Raw genomic sequence first — 16975 nt, forward strand, 5'->3', positions numbered from 1 at the left:
CGTCTCAGACGGCGCCGCTGTTCGGTGAATCCGCCTTGCGGACCGCCGCTTCGGTGAGGGTGGTCGCGGTCCGTACGGCGCTGATGACGGCCTCGTCGGGACCGAGCCCGCACAGATCGGTCAGGGTGAAGAGCGCCTCGGCGCTCACGACCACCGCGAGATCCCGCTTGAGCTGGGCGAACGCGTCCGGGTCGGTCGCGCCGAGCGTGTCCTCCAGAGGGAGGAGCGCCTGGTCGATGAGTCCGAAGCGAACGCCCGGTCGCGTGGTCACCGTCTCGGGCCGGGTGATGGTGGCGGCGATCATCGCGCGCACCGCGCCCTGCCGGACGAGGATGCCGCGGAGCAGGAACTCGCAGGCGAAGGCGACGCGTTCGACGGGGTCGGCGGAGTCCGCGACCGGCGCGAGCGCTTCGGCGGGAGGCGGCCAGACGCCGGCGAGGGCCTCGCTGATCAGCGACGGGAGGTCGGGGAAGTACCGGTAGGCGGTTGCCTCGGAGACCAGGGCCGCGCGGGCGATCTCGGGCATGGTCACCTCGGCGCCCGTGGCGATGAGTTCGCGGGCGGCCTCGATGATCGCCGTACGCGTGCGCTTCTTCTGGTTGGTGCGGCCGGTGCCCGCCTGCGCAGTCATGCTGGGACCTCTCCTGTCGGTTCACCCACATCTTAGCAGTCAACTTTCTTCATGACAGTTCACTTGCATTACGAGGTCCACCTTCCCTACTCTCATGAGAGGCAGCTCTCACGAAGACGAGAATCGAAGCGCGAAGGAGCAGCAATGAGCACGGTTTCGGTGGTCGGCCCGGACGACGGCGAGACGATCCGGCTGGGCCCCACACGGATGCGCATCCTGGAGGACGGCAGCACCACCGGACACCGGATCGGGATCGGTGAGATCACCCTCGCCCCGCACACCGAAGGCCCGCCGCAGCACCGTCACGCCCAGCACGACGAGGGCTTCTACGTCGTCTCCGGCACCGTGCACTTCACCATCGGGGACACCACGCACATCGCCCCGGCCGGCACCCTCGCGATGATCCCGCCCGGCGCCCCGCACACCTTCGCCAACGCCGGCGACGAGCCGGCGGTGCTGCTCAACACCTTCACGCCCGACCTGTATGTGCAGTACTTCCGCGACCTGCGGGACATGATCGCCGGCGGCCAGGAGCTGAACGCCGAGTCGACCGTCAAGGTCATGGGCCGCTACGCCACCGTTCCCGCCACCGACTTCGCCTGACCGGCCAACTCCCCCAAGGAGCCACCATGACCAGCACCGTCCGCACCCTCACCCTCCCCTCCGGCGACCTCGACGTCACCGTCGACGACCAGGGTCTTGGCCACCCCTTCCTGCTGCTGCACGGCGGCGGCGGTCCGCAGACGGTCGCGCCGTTCGCCGGGCTGCTAGCCGACCGGCGGCCGGCCAGGGTCGTCACGCCCGTCCACCCCGGCTTCGGCGGCACCGCCCGGCCCGCCTGGCTCACCGACATCCCCACCCTCGCCCAGGCCTACGGACAACTGCTCGACGAACTCGGCCTCACGGACGTCACCGTCGTCGGCAACTCCATAGGCGGCTGGATCGCGTCCGAACTGGCCCTGCTCGGCAGCCACCGGGTCAGCAGCGTCGTCCTGGTCAACGCCGTCGGTATCGACGTCCCCGGGCACCCGATCGCCGACACCTTCTCCCTCACGCCCGCCGAGCTGTCCCGCCTCGCCTTCCACGACCCCGAGAAGTTCGCCGTCGACCCTGCCACCCTCCCGGAGGCCGCCCGCGCGGTCATGGCCGCGGGCCGCGCCGCCCTGGAGGTCTACTCCGGGCCGCACGCCATGGCCGATCCCACCCTCCGCGAGCGCCTGGCCAAGGTCACGCACCCGGCCCTGGTGGCATGGGGAGAGAGCGACGAGGTCGTCGACGCCGCGTACGGGCGTGCGTACGCCGATGCCATCCCTGAGGCCCGGTTCGAGCTGCTGCCCGGCAGCGGCCACCTGCCCCAGATCGAGACCCCCGAGCAACTCCTCGCCGTCGTCTGGGACTTCGCCGACTCCCACGCCACGAACCGGCCCTGAAGGGAAGCGTCCCGTGCCCCGACCCCGCGGCGGCCGACGGACGTCGGTCCTGGCCGTCTGCTGTCTGAGCGTCCTGCTCGTCAGCCTCGACACCACCGTCCTCAATGTCGCCCTGCCCGCCGTCCAGCGGGACCTCGGCTCCTCGGTCTCCGGGCTGCAGTGGACGCTGGACGCGTACACCATCGTGCTGGCCGCGCTGCTGACGGCGGCCGGCTCCACGGCCGACCGGGTCGGACGGCGGCGGGTGTTCCAGCTCGGCCTTGTGCTGTTCACCGGCGCCTCGGCGCTGTGCAGCCTGGCGCCGACCACCGGCTGGCTGGTGGTCTTCCGCATGGTGCAGGCGGTGGGCGGCTCCATGCTCACCCCGGTCGCCATGGCCATCCTCGCCAACACCTTCCCGGGGCCCCGGGAGCGGGCGCGGGCGATCGGCGTGTGGGGTGGTGTGGTCGGCGTCAGCATGGCCGCCGGGCCGGTCCTCGGCGGCGTACTGGTGCAGTCGGTCGGGTGGCGGTCGGTGTTCTGGCTGAATGTGCCGATCGGTCTGGCCGCGCTGGTCCTCACCGCGCTGTTCGTCCCGGAGTCCCGCGCGGCACGGGCCCGTCGCGCGGACCCGGTGGGGCAGTTGCTGGTGATCGTCCTGCTCGGCGCGCTGACGTACGCGATCATCGAAGGCCCCGGCGAGGGCTGGACCTCGCCGTTGATCGTGGCCTGTCTGGTCGCCGCCGCGGGCGCGCTCACCGGGCTCGTGGCGTACGAGGGCGGACGCGCCGAACCGCTGATCGATCCGCGGCTCTTCCACAGCCGTCCGTTCAGCGGAGCCACCCTGACCGCGCTCTTCGCGTTCGCCGCGCTCGGCGGCTTCCTCTTCTCCAACGCCCTTTATCTGCAGGGCGAGTTGGGGCTCAGTCCGCTGGAGGCGGGGCTGCGGCTGCTGCCGATGGCGGTGCTGTCGCTGGTGTGCCCGCCGTTGTCGGGGCGGATCGTGGGCAGCCGGGGTCCGCGGGTGCCGCTGCTGATCGCCGGGGCCGGCATCACCGCCAGCGGTGTGCTGGCCGTGCTCGTCACCCGCTCCACCCACCCCTCGTACGCCCTGCTGGCCCTGACGTACACGCTGTTCGGCCTGGGCTTCGGCTTCGTCAACGCGCCGATCACCGACACGGCGGTCGCCGGCCTGCCGCGTGACCGGGCGGGGGTGGCCGCCGCGGTGGCCGCGACCAGCCGGCAGGTCGGCTCCGCGATCGGCATCGCGGTGATCGGTGCCGTGGTCGCCGCCGGGTCGAGGGCGGCGGCCTGGTGGATCACCGCCGGGTGCGGCATTGCCGTACTCGCCCTGAGCGCGATGACGTCCGGCCGCGGGGCCACCCCCGACCGGACCGGACGTATCACCGGCGAGAAGTCCCGCCTCGCCGTGGACGCGAGCTGAGCCGCGGCGCCCGGACGGCGTAGGCGGACGGGGAGTTCGAGTTGTTGTGTGCGCGGTGAACTGGCCGTCACGGCCGGCCTCTTGTGACGTGCTCTCAGCCGCTCGTGCCGGGCGGCGTGGGCCGTGCCCGGGTTTCGGTCCCCTCGGGTACGTTCCCGGTGCCGCCGGGGGCAAGTCCGCACGTGCCGGACCTCGACGCCCCGTCCTGTCCCGTCAGTTCCACGACGGCCTGGCCGTCGGCGTCCCGGCTGTAGGCGATCGTGCAGGTCAGCTGACGTAGAGCAGTGCTGTCCAGGCCCTTCAGGGCGAGGGACAGGCGGGCTGTGACCTTGCCGCCCGTGGAGAGGCCGACCTCGACGGTCGCGCCGGGGCGGGCGGCGGGAAGGGAGGTGCTCAGGCCGGCGGCTCGGTCTTCCTCCCGGGGACCGGCGAGCAACGCCAGGACGACCTTCTCCGTCGGCACCGGTCCGGCCGTGTCGCCGAGCTTCTGGTCTGCGGAGCCCGACTCGGCGTATCCGCCGCCGAACCCGTCCGAGGGCTCGGTCGTCCGGATCACGGGGCTCAGCTCTCCGTCGGGGGAAGGGAAGAAGAGCAGCATGTCGTAGTCGCGGTCGAGGAAGGCCTGGAAGCTGGCGGGACCGCCCGCCTCGATGACGTCGGTCTCCTGGATACCGCAGCCACCGAGCAGCGATACGGCCGCGGCGACGGCGACGGCCGCCGCACGGCCGCGCGTCCGCGCACGCCTCATCCGCCGTCCCCCTCCGCGTGAAGCGGTATCTCGACGGTGAAGACGGCACCGCCCCCGGGCAGGTTCCCCGCGCGGATCGTGCCGCCGTGCAGCTTCACGTTCTCCAGGGTGATCGCCAGTCCGAGGCCGCTGCCCGCCGAGCGGGTGCGGGCGGCGTCGGCCTTGTAGAAGCGGTCGAAGATGTGCGGGAGCGAGTCGGGGCGGATGCCCGGACCGCTGTCCATGACCTCGGTGATCAGCACGGGCGGGGACGGGGAGCGTGTCTCGGTGCGCAGGCTCACCGTGACGGGCGCGCTGCCGTGCCGCAGGGCGTTGCCCACGAGGTTGGCGATCACGATGTCGAAGCGGCGCGGGTCGAGCCGGGCGCGGATGCCGTCGGGGAGTTCGGTGCGGACCCGGCAGTCGGTCCAGTGCCGGTTGTGAAGGGTTTTGCCGATGGCCTCGGCCACGTCGACCTCGTCGGCGTTCAGCTCGGCCGCGCGGGCGTCGAAGCGGGAGATCTCCATCAGGTCCTCGACGAGCACGGCGAGCTTTCCGGTCTCCGCGCTGACCAGCCGTACGGCCCGCGCGGTGTCGGCGTCCAGGCCGTCCGCGTCCTCGTCGAGGACCTCGGTGACGGCGAGCATTCCGGCGAGGGGGGTGCGCAGTTCGTGCGAGACGTCGGAGGCGAAGCGGCGGGCGCGCTCCTCGGCCTCGCGCAGTTCCCGTACGGTGCGCTCCAGTTGGCCCGCGGACTCGTTGAAGGTGTGTGCCAGGTCCGCCAGTTCGTCGCTGCCGCGTACCGGGATCCGGGTGTCGAGTCTGCCGCTGCCCATGCTTCGGGCCGCCCGGCTCAGTTCCCGCACCGGGCGCAGCACGCTGCGCGCGGCGAGCAGGCCGGGTATCAGCGCGACGGCGAGGCCGGGCAGGGCGCCGTCCCGGGCGGCCATGAGGAGGGCGTCGACGTTGACCTGCTCGTCGGTCATCCGCATGACGGCGTAGAGGACGAGTCCGCTGGGCAGCACGCTGTCCGGGCTTGCCTTGAAGACCATGGGCATGGCGATGGTCAGGTAGGGGACGCCGTCCTTGACGACCCGCTCGAAGCTGCCGTGGGGGTCGGCCCGCGCGGCGCGGCGCAGTTCGGGCGTGATGACGGTGGAGACGGGGTTCTCGCCCGAGGAGGCGCGGACCGAACCGTACTCGGCGAACACCACCCAGGGGTGCGGCTTGCCCTTGCGGGCGATGTCACGCAGGACGAACTCCAGGTCCTCCCCGCCCTGCACGGGCAGGGCGAAGCCCGTCTGCTGGACCTGGTCGCGGAACGACGTGACCGCCGTGTCCTGGGCGGTCTGCAGCACCGCGTTGCGGGCCTCACGGTAGGTCAGCGCGGCCGTCGTGCCGGCGCTGACGCCGGCGACCAGCAGGAAGGCGAGCAGCAGCCGGGTACGCAGCCCGAACGCCCTGACCCTCGACCGGCCGGGGCCGGGGCCCGTGCTCACAGCGGCCCGAAACGGTAGCCGAAGCCCCGCAGTGTCTGGACGTAGCGCGGGCTGCCGGCCTCGTCCTCGATCTTGCCGCGCAGCCGTGCGACGCATGCGTCGACCAGCCGGGCGTCGGCGTGGTAGCTGTGCTCCCAGACGTGCTCAAGGAGTTGCTGCCTGCTGAACACCTGCTCAGGCGCGGCGGAGAGGTGCAGCAGGAGCTTGAGCTCCGAGGGAGCGAGCGCGAGCGGCCGGCCGGCTTTGGTGACGGTCAGTCCGGTCCGGTCGATGGTGAGTGCGCCGTAGACGTCGATGGCCGAGCGGCCCGCGCCGCCGTCGTCCAGGCGGCGCAGTACGGCACGGATCCGGGCCTCGATCACCTCGGTGCGGGCGGGCTTGACGATGTAGTCGTCGGCACCGGCCTCCAGGCCGATGACCACGTCGAAGTCGTCGCCGCGCGCGGTGAGCATGATGATCGGCAGCTGGCTGCGCTCGCGGACCTGCCGACAGACCTGTACGCCGTTCATTCCGGGCAGCATCAGGTCCAGCAGCAGCAGATCGGGGCGGAACTCGGCCATCGCGGCGAGACCGGCCTCGCCGGTCGCGGCCGCCCGTACCTCGTGGCCGCGGCGGCGCAGACCGAGTTCGACCCCCTCGCGCACGGAAGGGTCGTCCTCGATGAGGAGCACGCGGGACATCGGCGGTTCTCCCTCGGTGATGGTCAGGTCCGGGCCGGACGCCGGCGCAGACCGGCGATCAGCGCGTCCAGTTCGGCGAGTCGCAGCGGACGGGCGAGCAGGGCGAAGGTGAGGACGACGACGGACGCACCGGCAGTTGCGGCGAGAAGGGCTCCCGCCCGGTGCGCGCCCAGAGCCGCGAGGTGGCCCAGCGCGGTGGCGGGGACGGCGGCGAGCAGCAGCCGCGCGTGAGCGCCGACGGCGGACGAGCGCAGGGGGCGCGCGACGGCGAGTCGGCGGCCCAGCACCCGGCCGGTCACCGCCCAGCCCGCGCACAGCGCCAGCGAGTACGCCGCCGCCATGCCCGTCACGGCCCAGCGGGCCGGCAGCAGGTGCGCGGCGGCCAGGGACAGTGCCGCGTTGAGGGCGACGATCACAAGGTTGAGCAGGAACGGCGTACGAGTGTCGGAGAGCGCGTAGAAGGCGCGGGACAGGACGTACTGGCCCGACAGGGCGACAAGTCCCGGCGCGAAGGCCATCAGGATCCCGGCCATGGCGGCCGTGTCGTCGGCGCTCGTCCTGCCGTACCCGAAGACGAGGGCCATCACCGGCTGGGCGAGGGCGAACAGCGCGCAGGCGGCGGGTACGACGGCCGAGGCGCAGACGCGCAGGGCGTGGGAGACGTCGCGGCGCACGGCGGCGGTGTCCCCGTCGGCGGCGGCCGCGCTCATCCGGGGCATCAGCGCGGTCACCACGGAGACCGTGATGATGCCGTGCGGTACGACCCACAGGGCATAGGCGTTGTTGTACGCGCCGTATCCGGGGCCGCCGTCGAGGCCCGCGGTCGTGGCGAGGCGGGTGGTGACCCAGTAGGCGGCCTGGTTGGCCAGGACCAGCAGCACCAGCCAGCCGGCCGAGCGCAGGGGGCGGGTCAGTCCGCTGCCGCGCCAGTCGAAGCGGGGCCGCCAGCGGAAGCGGGCCGCGCGCAGCGCGGGGACGAGGGCGAGTGCCTGGACGGCGATACCGGCGGTCGTGCCCCAGCCGAGCACGGCGGTCTCGGTCGCGGTGAGCGTGTCCCCGCGCCCCATGGCCAGGGCGAGGTACAGGCCGAACACGGCCATGACGACGAGGTTGTTGAGGACCGGCGCCCACATCATCGCGCCGAACCGGCCCCGTGCGTTGAGCACTTGCCCGAGCAGCGTGAACAGGCCGAGGAAGAAGATCTGAGGCAGACAGTAGCGGGCGAACGCGGTGGTCATGACCGCCTGTTGGCCGGAGTAGTCGGTGTACACGTCGATGATCGCGGGTGCGGCCCATACCGCGGTCGCGGTGATCGCCAGCAGGGCGACGACACAGACGGTGACGAGCCGGTCGGTGTACGCGGCGCCTCCGTCGTCGTGCTCCTTGGCGGCCCTGACCAGCTCGGGCACGAAGACGGCGTTCAACGCGCCGCCGAGGAGCAGGATGTAGACGATGGTGGGCAGGGCGTTGCCGACCGCGTAGCCGTCGGGGATCGGCCCGATGGTGCCGATCGCCGCCGCGACCACGGCGGAGCGGGCGAAACCGGTGGCGCGGGAGACGAGGGATCCGGCGGCCATGACGGCGCTGCCGCGGGCGGTGGAGGTCTTCGTCTCCGTGCCGGACGCCGACGTGGTCCGGTGCGTCACCTTCATCGGCGGTTCAGGTACGCCTGGAAGGCGCGGTAAAGCGTGTGGTTGGCGCTGCCGCCCAAGGGTCTCTCCCATTCCCCCAACGTCTCGACAACCTGCCCTCCGGTGCCGAGCTTCCACCGCAGCAGTCCGTACGCACGTTCCCCAGGATCGAGAGTGGAGGGTACCCCGCGCATGTCGTAGACGTCAGCGCCGAGGGCATGGGCGTCCAGCAGCATCCGCCACTGCAGGGCGTTGGAGGGCCGGACCTCGCGGCGGTGGTCGGCCGAGGCGCCGGTCTGGTACCAGGCGCGGCGTCCCACCGTGATCATCGTGTGGGCGGCCAGGATCTCTCCTCGGTGACGGGCGAGGTACAGCTTCATCCGGCCCGGTTCCTCGGCGTTGAGCGCCGCGTACTGACGCTCGTAGTAGGCGAGCGAGCGGCCGAGCCGGAAACCGTCGCGTCGCTCGGTGATGCCCAGCAGCCGGTAGAACTCGGGGAGTTCCGCCGCGCTGCCCACCGCCACCTCCACGCCCTCCTTCTGGGCTCGGCGGACATTGCGTCGCCACTCCTGGTTGAGCCCGGACCACAGGTCCTCCGGGGTGCGTCCGGCGAGCGGCACGTGGAAGACGTGCCGTGGCTGGGCGTCCCCGTCCCCTCCGGTCCTGTTCCCTCCGGTCCTGCCCCCTCCGGTCCCGTCACCGCCGCAGCGGTGCCAGCCCCGGGCCCGCAGCCGCTCGGCGACGGCGGTGCCGAGCGGGTCGACCTCACTGGCGAGGACGTCGCCCAGGCGCCGGCCCGGTCCGGTGAGCGGCTTGAGCAGGGCGGCGTCCCAGCGCCGGTAGGCGGGCGAGGGGCCGATGCGCACGGCGAAGGCGCCCGCGCGGCGCAGGTGTTCGAGCAGCGGCCCGAGCCAGCCGTCGATGTCGGGGTCGTTCCAGTCGGCGACGGGGCCTTCGGGAAGGTAGGCGAAGTACCTGCGGGTGCCGGGGAACTGCCGCAGCAGCACCAGGGCCACGCCCGTCAGTTCGCCTGCCTCCGGATCCGGTCCCCAGCCGAGCAGTTGGGCGCGCCAGCCCTCCTTGACGTCGGCCCAGGAGGGGAGTTGCAGAAAACCGGCACCCAGCGCCGCGCCGGCGGGGGTCGCGAGGAAGGCGCGGTATGTCTCCGCGGTGATGGTCCGCAGGGCGAAGCCCCGGTTCCGTGCCTGGGGCACGCGGCTGGGCGGCACGAGCAGCGCTGACACAGTCTGAGCCTCTCCTTCTCCCCGGGTCTGTCGCGGGGACACACAGGAGGCTCACAGCGGCCCATGACCGCTCCGTCCGGCGAATGTGACCGGACCATGACCGTTCCTCACCAGACGCCGTCACATAGCTCCATAGCGGCTGACCTCGGATTTTCCGGCTCTACGGTGACGACATCGCCGACTCACCACCCCCTTCCCGTACTTCCCGGAGGTCCTGTTGCCCCGCACACGCGTACTCGCCCATGCCCGCGTCCGGACCGCCGTCGTGGCCGCCGCCATGGCCGCCCTGCTGGCGCCGCTCGCCGCCTGCTCGTCCGGCGGCTCGCCCAGCGCGACCCCCGACACCAAGGTGAAGCCGAGCGCCGACGACCGCCCCGTCACGGTCACCGTCACTCCCACGGGAGACAAGGTCCCGGCGGGCGAGCCCGTGCGGGTCACGGCCTCGGGCGGCAGACTCACCTCGGTGACCGTCACCGACGCCGAGGGCCACCGGCTCGCCGGCAAGGTCGCCGCCGACGGCCGGTCGTGGGTCTCCGACCGCAAGGCCGTACCCGGCGCGGCGTACAAGGTGACGGCGGCGACCCGGACCGAGGGCGGAACCGCCAAGAACACCAAGGCCGCCTTCACCACGGCACCGGCGGACAAGGTCAACAAGCTCGACTGGCGACCGGGTGCCGGCGCCACCGTCGGTGTCGCCCAGCCGATCTCCCTGGTCTTCGACTATCCGGTCAAGAACAAGGCCGAGGTCGAGAAGCAGCTCAGGATCACCACCTCGGACAACACCGAGGGCTCCTGGGGCTGGATACGCGACTGGTCGGGCCGGGACCGGGTGGACTGGCGGCCCAGGACGTACTGGAAGCCCGGAACCAAGGTCACGCTGAACGCCGAGCTGAACGGCACGAACTCCGGGGCGGACGGCGGCTGGTTCGTACGCGACTACTCGACCGCCTTCACCATCGGCGCCCAGCAGATCGTCAAGGTCGACCTGTACAGCCACCGGCTCACCCTCGTACGTGACGGCGAGACGGTCCGGCGCATACCGGTCTCCGGCGGCACGCCCGGCGGCGACAAGCGCTCCTGGCGCGGAACCGCCGTGTTGATGGCCAAGGAGGGCACGATCAACATGAACTCCGAGACGGTGGGCCTCGCCGACGCCTACAACAAGATGGTCGACTACTCGATGCGGCTGACCTGGTCGGGCATGTACGCGCACGCCGCCCCGTGGAACGCCCGCTACTTCGGCAACTCCAACCACAGTTCCGGATGCATAGGAATGAGCGACACGAACGCGGCCTGGTTCTACGGCCAGGTGCGGCCGGGCGACCCGTTCGAGATCACCGGCAAGGACACCAAGGGCGTGGTGGAGCCCGGGAACGGCTTCGGCGCGTGGAATCTCTCGTGGGCCGAGTGGCAGCGGAAGAGCGCGCTGGCCTGAGAAGCGGACGCCTCGTGATCATGTCACCAGCCTGTGACAGCGCTGTCCTGGAACGAAGGCAACGGGATCCCCTCGGCTCGCGGCCCCCTCATAGAGATCGAGCAGCACCGAGCCCGCCGAAAGCACGTCGGCCTCAACCAACCGATCACCAAGGGGATTTCATGTTCGGCAACCGTCGCAAGGCCTTCCTCGTCTCCACAGCCCTCGTGGGCGGCGCCATGCTGATGACGGCCTGTCAGGACACGGCCGGGGACACCGGCGCCTCACAGGCTTCCTCGTCCCCCACCCGGTCCGGCGATGCGGCCACCCCGACCGGCTCGTCGACCGCGGGCAACGGCAAGGGCAAGGGCACCGGCAAGGGCTCCGACGCGTCGGGCAAGGGGACCGAGGACGGGGCCGGCTCCGGCGTCGACACCGGCAACGGTGGGCGGGAGCAGGTCGAGCAGAGCTGCGGCGCCAACGACATCTCCTGGAGCACCAGGTCCGAGACCCAGGCCGGCGGATACATCCTGATCATCGCGAAGGCGAAGGCGGGGATCAGCTGCTACCTGCCCGCCGCGCTTCCGACCGTGGCGTTCGGATCCGACGGCACCCAGGCGGGTCCGGCGGAGCAGGCCGTCGGCGAGCAGATCAAGCTGAGCGGGAGCACCACCGCCTACGCCGGCGTGAACCCGAAGAGCACCGGCGGGAACGGTGGCAAGGAACTGGACAGCATCATCGTCGCCGTCGGTGACAACGACCCCGACCCGGTCTCCCTGCCGGTCGGCACCATCACCGTCGAGGACCCGATCGTCACCAACTGGCACACCGCCCCGACGGACGCCGTTCCCTTCAACTGAACGGCCCCTCAGCTCGGTTCACCAGCGCCGCGCCCGCACGGAGGTCCGCACCCGGGAGCAGGCCCCGGCCCGCTCTCGACGTCGATACGACCCCCGTGCGCCCGCGTGACCGCCCCCGCGGCCCAGGCCCAGGCCTGAACCGCCACTCTGGCCCCGGGTCCGGGAGGCGTCGTCGCGGGGCGAGCCGCCAGTTTTCCAGTGGCCATCCCTCGTCGAGACGGGCGAGCAGCAGGTCCTCGACGAGCCCGGTCATCCGGGCCGACTGCGCGGAGACCCGCTGCCACGCCTGCCGCGGCTCGATCCTCGCCGCACCCCGGTCCATCAGCTCGGCGTACCCAGTGATGGACGCGAGCCGAGTGCGCAGTTCGCGTGCCCGGCCAGGAACTTGCCCATGCGCCGCTCGCCGAGTTGTCCGCGAACTCCCCCGGAATTGTCCGTGATCGGTAACGGACGCATCCCGTGGCCGCCGTCCCTCGTCCTGCCAGGTGGTCGCGAGGCGACCCGGGGATCGGCGAGGAACTGCGCGAAAGCGGGGCGGACATGGCACGGCATGGCGGCGGGCGGGGCTGGTACAGCAAGGTGATCGGTGCGGCACTGGGGGTCACGGTGCTGGCCACCGGCGCCTCCGTGTGGACCGCGCAGGCCGGTGCCGCGGGCGGCTCCGCGCCGAAGGCGACCGTGTCGGCCAAGCCGGGCAGTGCCGTCAAGCCGGTCGCGGTGACCATCGCGCACGCCTCGGACAAGGGGGCGCGAGGCGTCAACATCACCATCGACGACGGCCCCGACCCGGTGTGGACCCCTCAAGTGCTGGACGTGCTGCGGGAGTACGGGGTGAAGGCCACGTTCTGCATGGTGGGGACGCAGGCGCAGGCCCACCCGGACCTCGTGAAGAAGGTGGTCGCGGCCGGGCACCGGCTGTGCGACCACTCGGTGTCGCACGACACCACCATGGACAAGCAGTCCCAGACCTACCAGTCGCAGCAGATCCTCGACGCCGAACGCATGATCACCGAGGCGTCCGGGGGCGTACGGCCGATGTACTACCGGGCGCCCGGCGGGGCCTTCACCCCCTACAGCCGTAAGCTCGCCGCCTCCCGTGGCATGCGCCCGCTGGGCTGGAACGTGGACACCAAGGACTTCGAGCAGCCGGGCACGGATGCCATCGTCGCCACCGTCGAGCGCGAACTGCCCAACGGGCCGACCCTTCTCTTCCACGACGCGGGAGGCGACCGCTCCCAGACCGTCGAGGCCCTGCGCCGGACGCTGCCGTGGCTCAAGGAGCAGGGCTACTCGTTCGGATTTCCGGTGCGCTGAGGCCGCCCGCTACTCCAGGATCCCCAGCTCGCTGTCCGGGCGGCAGAACGCGCACGGTTCGATGTTGGGGTCCGTGAGGGCGACGCGGGCCTCGTGGGCTCTGATCGGGTGTGCGGTGCCCTCGATCATCGTGCAGTCGTCCGTGTGGATCACGGCGGGTTCCGGGCCGTCGGGTGTGCGTTTCTGCTGGACGACGAAGGCCCTTGGGCGGCCTGCACCCCGGGTGGCGGTGAAAGAGGGGAGCGCGGGTCGGCGTTGTCGCGGAGGGTCGGGGCGTGGGTGGCCTTCGGCTTCGGCGAGGGCCGCCCGTACGGCGTCTCGCTGAAGGCGCAGGTAGATTCCCACGGCTTCGCTCTCGGCGATCCGGTCCTCGATGAAGGCCAGGATCGCCCGGAGTCGCCGTGGATCAGGTGGCAGCGCGGTCATCGCCCGCACCGTTGCCCCGCGCGGTGAAGCTCCTCACCCCCAGGTCCTCTCCCCACGCCCCCGGCTGCGCAGCTCCCACCACGCCGCCGCCGATCTGCCGCGCTCCTGCCAGTAGGGGTGGAAGAGGACTGCGGTCGACAGCCTGTACAGGCGCCGGCGCAGCTCGGTCCGGCCGGGGCGCTCGGCGAGCTGGTGGTAGGTGTGGCTCCACTCCTGCTGTGCCTGGACGAGATCGTCGGGAAACGGTCGCATGGCCGGATTCAATCATGTGTTCGATTTCCCGCGCCATCGCGACCGACACCTGCGGCGCCACACGACGACGTACCCCTCGCCGAGGTGGTCATCGTCACGCCGGGCCCCGATGCGCCCCGCCATTCGTGTTCGTGCCGGCCGCTCCGCTTCGGGATCGTCACGCGGGAAAGTCTGTTATGGCGAGGACACATCTCCGCACCCGCCGGAGTTAGGGTTGTTCCACTAGGCAGATGGTGCTGAACCCTTCGGAGCACGGATGCCGCGCACGCCCGGGTCCCTCGCCGCGTCCCCGAAACGAAGGTCCTATGCCCGCTGAGAACGCCCCCGTCGCCGGGAACCTCGACGACGACGACTACCCCGCCTACACCATGGGGCGGGCCGCCGACGTTCTCGGCATCACTCCCGCCTTCCTCCGGGCCGTCGGCGAGGCCGAGTTGATCACTCCCCTGCGTTCCGAAGGCGGCCACCGCCGGTACTCCCGCCGCCAGTTGCGCATCGTCGCCCGCGCCCGGGAGCTCGTCGACCAGGGCACCCCCATCGAGGCCGCGTGCCGCATCGTCTCCCTCGAGAACCAGCTCGACGACGCCCTCCGCCTGAACCTGGAGATGCGCCGGAAGCTGGACGAGCGCGGCGGCCGCAGGGGCGCGAATATCTAATCTCGCCGGTACAGAATTACCGGCCGCGGCGGGATGAGAATTTCTGACCGATCCCCAAAACCTACAGGCGTCCCGGGTCCGGGCTGTGTTAGCGTGATAGCAGTTGCAGTTTTGGTTGCCAGAGACTTGTTTCTTTGCAGAGCTTTCCGGATCTTTCCGGAGGGGTGATCATCGCGGCGACTCGGATCCGTAAAGTGCGGAGTCCGGCACTGCCCCCCAAGGGAGATTCAATATGGCATCTGGCACCGTGAAGTGGTTCAACGCGGAAAAGGGCTTCGGCTTCATCGAGCAGGACGGCGGCGGCGCTGACGTGTTCGCCCACTACTCGAACATCGCCACCTCCGGCTTCCGCGAGCTTCAGGAAGGCCAGAAGGTTACCTTCGATGTCACGCAGGGCCAGAAGGGCCCGCAGGCCGAGAACATCGTTCCCGCCTGACGCTGACGCGACTATGAGGCTGGGGCCCGCGCTCTTGGGGTGCGGGCCCCAGTCTCATTGTGTTGTCCGGGCTCCGGGACCTCGCTGAGGTCCCGGACTCCCAGGGCTCCCCGGACTCCCCGAACTTCCCGGAGTTTCCGGATTGTTGACAGCCTCGGCTCCAGTGCCGCGCTGCCTTTCGTATTTCACTCGGCTTATTCTTGTGAATCCGCGTGCGGCTCACCGCTGCTGGGCAGAATTCCTCGATACGCCGGATCGAGGAAGGTTCCTCAATGAACCGCACCCGCCGTACCGGCGGCAGCTCAGGTCGCTCCCGCGCAGACAGGAGTACCGCCCGCTCAGCGGGCAGCGCTCGCGGCGGCCGCTTCCGTGCCCAGGAGTCAGGCCGGCAGAACCCTCGGGCACGCTCCGCCGCCCGCCCGCAGGAGTTCACCCTGCCGGTCACCCTCACCGAGCCGCTGCCGGCCGTCGAGACATTCACCGAACTGGGCCTGCCCGCACGTCTGTTGGCCACGCTCGGCACCGAGGGCGTGACCGTGCCCTTCCCCATCCAGGCGGCCACGCTGCCCAACGCGCTGGCCGGACGGGATGTGCTGGGCCGAGGGCGCACCGGCTCGGGCAAGACGCTCGCCTTCGGCCTGGCCGTACTGGCCCGGCTGGACGGACAGCGGGCCGAGCCCCGACAGCCCCTCGCGCTGGTCCTCGTACCCACCCGGGAACTGGCCCAGCAGGTCACCGACGCGCTCACCCCCTATGCCCGCGCCCTGCGGGTGCGGCTCGCCACCGTGGTGGGCGGCATGGCGATCGGCCGCCAGGCGAGTGCGCTGCGCGCCGGCGCCGAGGTCGTCGTGGCGACACCCGGCCGGCTCAAGGACCTCATCGAACGGGGTGACTGCCGGCTGGACCAGGTCGCCGTCACCGTCCTGGACGAGGCCGACCAGATGGCCGACATGGGCTTCATGCCGCAGGTGACCGCGCTGCTCGACCAAGTCGGTCCCGACGGCCAGCGGTTGCTGTTCTCGGCCACCCTGGACCGCAACATCGACCTGCTGGTACGCCGCTACCTCCACGACCCCGTGGTGCACTCGGTCGACCCGTCCGCGGGAGCCGTCAGCACCATGGCGCACCATCTGCTGCACGTGCACGACGACGACAAGCACGCCACAGCGACCGAGATCGCCGCCCGCGACGGGCGAGTGATCATGTTCCTGGACACCAAGCACGCGGCTGACCGGCTGGCCAAGCACCTGCTCTCGGTAGGTGTGCGCGCCATGGCCCTGCACGGCGGCAAGTCCCAGCCGCAGCGCAACAAGACGCTCGCCCGGTTCAAGGACGGCCATGTCACGGTCCTGGTCGCCACCAACGTCGCCGCGCGCGGCATCCACGTCGACGACCTCGATCTCGTCGTGAACTTCGACCCTCCCGGCGACCACAAGGACTATCTGCACCGCGGCGGCCGTACCGCCCGCGCCGGCGAGTCCGGCACCGTCGTCACCCTCGTCCTGCCGCACCAGCGGCGCGCGATGGACCGTCTGATGGCCGACGCCGGGATCACCCCGCGTTCCGTCCGGGTCCGCCCGGGCGAGGCCGAACTGCAGCGCATCACCGGCGCCCGGCTCCCCTCCGGCGTGCCCGTCGTCCTCACCCCGCCGGCCGCCGAACAAGCCGAGCAGGGCGAACGTACGGGTGCTGCCGGCCGCGGTCGCAGGGGGCGGAGCGCCGGGCGTGGCGGCGGCGGACAGGCCGCCGGCCGGGGTGGAAGCGGGCGGGGTGCAAGCGGACGTACCGCCGCCCGGACCCGTCGCTCCACCCCGCGGAACAACCCGTAGCCCGGAAGCACCCTGGGCGTCGTCGCTCTCTGGACTCGCTCTCCGGACCCGCTCTCCGGCCCCTCTCCGACCGCCATCCCGCTCTCCGACCGCCATCCCGCTCCCCGACCCGCCATCCGGCCGCCGTCGCGCGGTCGCCCCTCCGGTGTTTCTCCCCCAACCCTCAGGAGGCATCCATGCGCTGTGTCATCGCCCGTTTCCCCTTCGACCTGATCAAGAGCGAGGTCGAACAGTCGATGAGCGGTATCTCGCCCGAACCCGTCACCGGCGTGGCCGTGACCATCAGCCGCCGGGTCTACCCCGTGATGCAGGTCGGAGAAGTGATCACCCGGCAGAACCGCCGTGACTTCACGGCGGGCGAGATGCGGCGGGCACTGACCCGGCTCGGCTTCTCCTGCCACGACGCGCCTCCGCCCGCGCCGACCGGGGAGACGCGCGCCGACGAGGGCGTTCTGGGCTGGTGACGCCTCCATTCCTGCCCCTGTCACGCGCCGACGCCCTTCGTCGGACTAGGCTCCTGGGG

19 protein-coding genes are annotated in these 16975 nt (G+C 71.4%); 10 read left to right on the plus strand and 9 right to left on the minus strand.

What is annotated here, in order from left to right:
* Window positions 1-4 precede the first annotated feature (4 nt).
* Window positions 5-631 carry a TetR/AcrR family transcriptional regulator gene (locus ACZ7NC_RS07375; RefSeq protein ID WP_471485711.1) on the minus strand — a complete coding sequence of 209 codons (627 nt, stop codon included), beginning with the start codon at window positions 629-631 and terminating at the stop codon, window positions 5-7.
* A gap of 144 nt (window positions 632-775) precedes the next feature.
* Here ACZ7NC_RS07375 and ACZ7NC_RS07380 point away from each other — a divergent pair, with 144 nt between their 5' ends.
* The 3 genes from ACZ7NC_RS07380 to ACZ7NC_RS07390 are packed head-to-tail and all read left to right on the plus strand — an operon-like array spanning window position 776 to window position 3484.
* Window positions 776-1234: a cupin domain-containing protein gene (locus tag ACZ7NC_RS07380; protein ID WP_471485712.1), complete on the plus strand. Its 459-nt coding sequence runs from the start codon at window positions 776-778 to the stop codon at window positions 1232-1234.
* Between the two features lie 26 nt (window positions 1235-1260).
* Window positions 1261-2061, plus strand: coding sequence for an alpha/beta fold hydrolase (locus ACZ7NC_RS07385; protein WP_471485714.1), 801 nt, complete (start codon window positions 1261-1263; stop codon window positions 2059-2061).
* A gap of 13 nt (window positions 2062-2074) precedes the next feature.
* A complete protein-coding gene (locus tag ACZ7NC_RS07390) occupies window positions 2075-3484 on the plus strand; it encodes a DHA2 family efflux MFS transporter permease subunit (RefSeq protein WP_471485716.1) in 1410 nt (469 codons plus the stop codon).
* A gap of 94 nt (window positions 3485-3578) precedes the next feature.
* Here ACZ7NC_RS07390 and ACZ7NC_RS07395 read toward each other — a convergent pair whose 3' ends face one another.
* Genes ACZ7NC_RS07395 through ACZ7NC_RS07415 form a run of 5 tightly spaced genes read right to left on the minus strand, consistent with a single transcriptional unit; the run spans window position 3579 to window position 9265 of the window.
* On the minus strand, window positions 3579-4232 hold the full coding sequence (locus ACZ7NC_RS07395; RefSeq protein WP_471485718.1) for a hypothetical protein: 654 nt from the start codon (window positions 4230-4232) through the stop codon (window positions 3579-3581).
* The gene (locus ACZ7NC_RS07400; protein ID WP_471485720.1) at window positions 4229-5806 is read right to left on the minus strand and encodes an ATP-binding protein; all 1578 of its coding nucleotides are present in this window, start codon (window positions 5804-5806) and stop codon (window positions 4229-4231) included. Before ACZ7NC_RS07400 ends, ACZ7NC_RS07395 begins: the two co-directional genes overlap by 4 nt.
* Entirely contained in the window at window positions 5707-6390 is a 684-nt protein-coding gene (locus ACZ7NC_RS07405) for a response regulator (RefSeq protein ID WP_471485722.1), read from the minus strand. Before ACZ7NC_RS07405 ends, ACZ7NC_RS07400 begins: the two co-directional genes overlap by 100 nt.
* A 23-nt stretch (window positions 6391-6413) precedes the next feature.
* Window positions 6414-8042 carry a murein biosynthesis integral membrane protein MurJ gene (murJ, locus tag ACZ7NC_RS07410; protein ID WP_471485724.1) on the minus strand — a complete coding sequence of 543 codons (1629 nt, stop codon included), beginning with the start codon at window positions 8040-8042 and terminating at the stop codon, window positions 6414-6416.
* Window positions 8039-9265, minus strand: coding sequence for a lipid II:glycine glycyltransferase FemX (locus ACZ7NC_RS07415; protein WP_471485726.1), 1227 nt, complete (start codon window positions 9263-9265; stop codon window positions 8039-8041). The genes murJ and ACZ7NC_RS07415 overlap by 4 nt, the downstream gene beginning before the upstream one ends.
* A gap of 277 nt (window positions 9266-9542) precedes the next feature.
* Here ACZ7NC_RS07415 and ACZ7NC_RS07420 point away from each other — a divergent pair, with 277 nt between their 5' ends.
* Together ACZ7NC_RS07420 and ACZ7NC_RS07425 are read left to right on the plus strand one after the other, a co-directional pair.
* The gene (locus ACZ7NC_RS07420) at window positions 9543-10700 is read left to right on the plus strand and encodes a L,D-transpeptidase (RefSeq protein WP_471485835.1); all 1158 of its coding nucleotides are present in this window, start codon (window positions 9543-9545) and stop codon (window positions 10698-10700) included.
* Between the two features lie 161 nt (window positions 10701-10861).
* Window positions 10862-11539 (plus strand): DUF4232 domain-containing protein, encoded by a 678-nt coding sequence (locus ACZ7NC_RS07425; RefSeq protein ID WP_471485728.1) that lies wholly within the window; start codon window positions 10862-10864, stop codon window positions 11537-11539.
* On the opposite strand, the gene ACZ7NC_RS07430 is transcribed toward ACZ7NC_RS07425, so the two are convergent.
* A complete protein-coding gene (locus ACZ7NC_RS07430) occupies window positions 11532-11861 on the minus strand; it encodes a hypothetical protein (RefSeq protein ID WP_471485730.1) in 330 nt (109 codons plus the stop codon). The genes ACZ7NC_RS07425 and ACZ7NC_RS07430 overlap by 8 nt on opposite strands.
* A gap of 218 nt (window positions 11862-12079) precedes the next feature.
* Here ACZ7NC_RS07430 and ACZ7NC_RS07435 point away from each other — a divergent pair, with 218 nt between their 5' ends.
* Window positions 12080-12853 carry a polysaccharide deacetylase family protein gene (locus ACZ7NC_RS07435; protein ID WP_471485837.1) on the plus strand — a complete coding sequence of 258 codons (774 nt, stop codon included), beginning with the start codon at window positions 12080-12082 and terminating at the stop codon, window positions 12851-12853.
* A gap of 9 nt (window positions 12854-12862) precedes the next feature.
* Here ACZ7NC_RS07435 and ACZ7NC_RS07440 read toward each other — a convergent pair whose 3' ends face one another.
* Both ACZ7NC_RS07440 and ACZ7NC_RS07445 read right to left on the minus strand, forming a co-directional pair.
* A complete protein-coding gene (locus tag ACZ7NC_RS07440) occupies window positions 12863-13279 on the minus strand; it encodes a DUF6233 domain-containing protein (protein ID WP_471485731.1) in 417 nt (138 codons plus the stop codon).
* A gap of 33 nt (window positions 13280-13312) precedes the next feature.
* Window positions 13313-13531, minus strand: coding sequence for a hypothetical protein (locus ACZ7NC_RS07445; protein WP_471485733.1), 219 nt, complete (start codon window positions 13529-13531; stop codon window positions 13313-13315).
* Window positions 13532-13836: 305 nt separating this feature from the next.
* Between ACZ7NC_RS07445 and ACZ7NC_RS07450 the strand changes: the two genes are divergently transcribed.
* The 4 genes from ACZ7NC_RS07450 (at window position 13837) to ACZ7NC_RS07465 (ending at window position 16916) form a co-directional block, all read left to right on the plus strand.
* Window positions 13837-14187, plus strand: a complete 351-nt coding sequence (locus ACZ7NC_RS07450; RefSeq protein ID WP_471485734.1) for a MerR family transcriptional regulator — start codon at window positions 13837-13839, stop codon at window positions 14185-14187.
* 232 nt (window positions 14188-14419) lie between these two features.
* On the plus strand, window positions 14420-14623 hold the full coding sequence (locus ACZ7NC_RS07455; protein ID WP_007383480.1) for a cold-shock protein: 204 nt from the start codon (window positions 14420-14422) through the stop codon (window positions 14621-14623).
* A 272-nt stretch (window positions 14624-14895) separates the two neighbouring features.
* Window positions 14896-16452 carry a DEAD/DEAH box helicase gene (locus tag ACZ7NC_RS07460; RefSeq protein ID WP_471485736.1) on the plus strand — a complete coding sequence of 519 codons (1557 nt, stop codon included), beginning with the start codon at window positions 14896-14898 and terminating at the stop codon, window positions 16450-16452.
* A gap of 176 nt (window positions 16453-16628) precedes the next feature.
* Window positions 16629-16916 (plus strand): SCO5918 family protein, encoded by a 288-nt coding sequence (locus ACZ7NC_RS07465; RefSeq protein ID WP_471485737.1) that lies wholly within the window; start codon window positions 16629-16631, stop codon window positions 16914-16916.
* Window positions 16917-16975 lie beyond the last annotated feature (59 nt).

Source organism: Streptomyces sp. NPDC111802 (genome assembly GCF_055634335.1).

Coding starts and splice junctions, on each gene's coding strand:
- ACZ7NC_RS07440 (WP_471485731.1), bottom strand. CDS start 13,279: ATGACCGCGCTGCCACCTGATCCACGGCGACTCCGGGCGATCCTGGCC.
- ACZ7NC_RS07385 (WP_471485714.1), top strand. CDS start 1,261: ATGACCAGCACCGTCCGCACCCTCACCCTCCCCTCCGGCGACCTCGAC.
- ACZ7NC_RS07375 (WP_471485711.1), bottom strand. CDS start 631: ATGACTGCGCAGGCGGGCACCGGCCGCACCAACCAGAAGAAGCGCACG.
- ACZ7NC_RS07420 (WP_471485835.1), top strand. CDS start 9,543: ATGGCCGCCCTGCTGGCGCCGCTCGCCGCCTGCTCGTCCGGCGGCTCG.
- ACZ7NC_RS07435 (WP_471485837.1), top strand. CDS start 12,080: ATGGCACGGCATGGCGGCGGGCGGGGCTGGTACAGCAAGGTGATCGGT.
- ACZ7NC_RS07455 (WP_007383480.1), top strand. CDS start 14,420: ATGGCATCTGGCACCGTGAAGTGGTTCAACGCGGAAAAGGGCTTCGGC.
- murJ (WP_471485724.1), bottom strand. CDS start 8,042: ATGAAGGTGACGCACCGGACCACGTCGGCGTCCGGCACGGAGACGAAG.
- ACZ7NC_RS07400 (WP_471485720.1), bottom strand. CDS start 5,806: ATGCGTCGCACGGCTGCGCGGCAAGATCGAGGACGAGGCCGGCAGCCC.
- ACZ7NC_RS07465 (WP_471485737.1), top strand. CDS start 16,629: ATGCGCTGTGTCATCGCCCGTTTCCCCTTCGACCTGATCAAGAGCGAG.
- ACZ7NC_RS07405 (WP_471485722.1), bottom strand. CDS start 6,390: ATGTCCCGCGTGCTCCTCATCGAGGACGACCCTTCCGTGCGCGAGGGG.
- ACZ7NC_RS07425 (WP_471485728.1), top strand. CDS start 10,862: ATGTTCGGCAACCGTCGCAAGGCCTTCCTCGTCTCCACAGCCCTCGTG.
- ACZ7NC_RS07450 (WP_471485734.1), top strand. CDS start 13,837: ATGCCCGCTGAGAACGCCCCCGTCGCCGGGAACCTCGACGACGACGAC.
- ACZ7NC_RS07445 (WP_471485733.1), bottom strand. CDS start 13,531: ATGCGACCGTTTCCCGACGATCTCGTCCAGGCACAGCAGGAGTGGAGC.
- ACZ7NC_RS07395 (WP_471485718.1), bottom strand. CDS start 4,232: ATGAGGCGTGCGCGGACGCGCGGCCGTGCGGCGGCCGTCGCCGTCGCC.
- ACZ7NC_RS07460 (WP_471485736.1), top strand. CDS start 14,896: ATGAACCGCACCCGCCGTACCGGCGGCAGCTCAGGTCGCTCCCGCGCA.
- ACZ7NC_RS07380 (WP_471485712.1), top strand. CDS start 776: ATGAGCACGGTTTCGGTGGTCGGCCCGGACGACGGCGAGACGATCCGG.
- ACZ7NC_RS07430 (WP_471485730.1), bottom strand. CDS start 11,861: ATGGACCGGGGTGCGGCGAGGATCGAGCCGCGGCAGGCGTGGCAGCGG.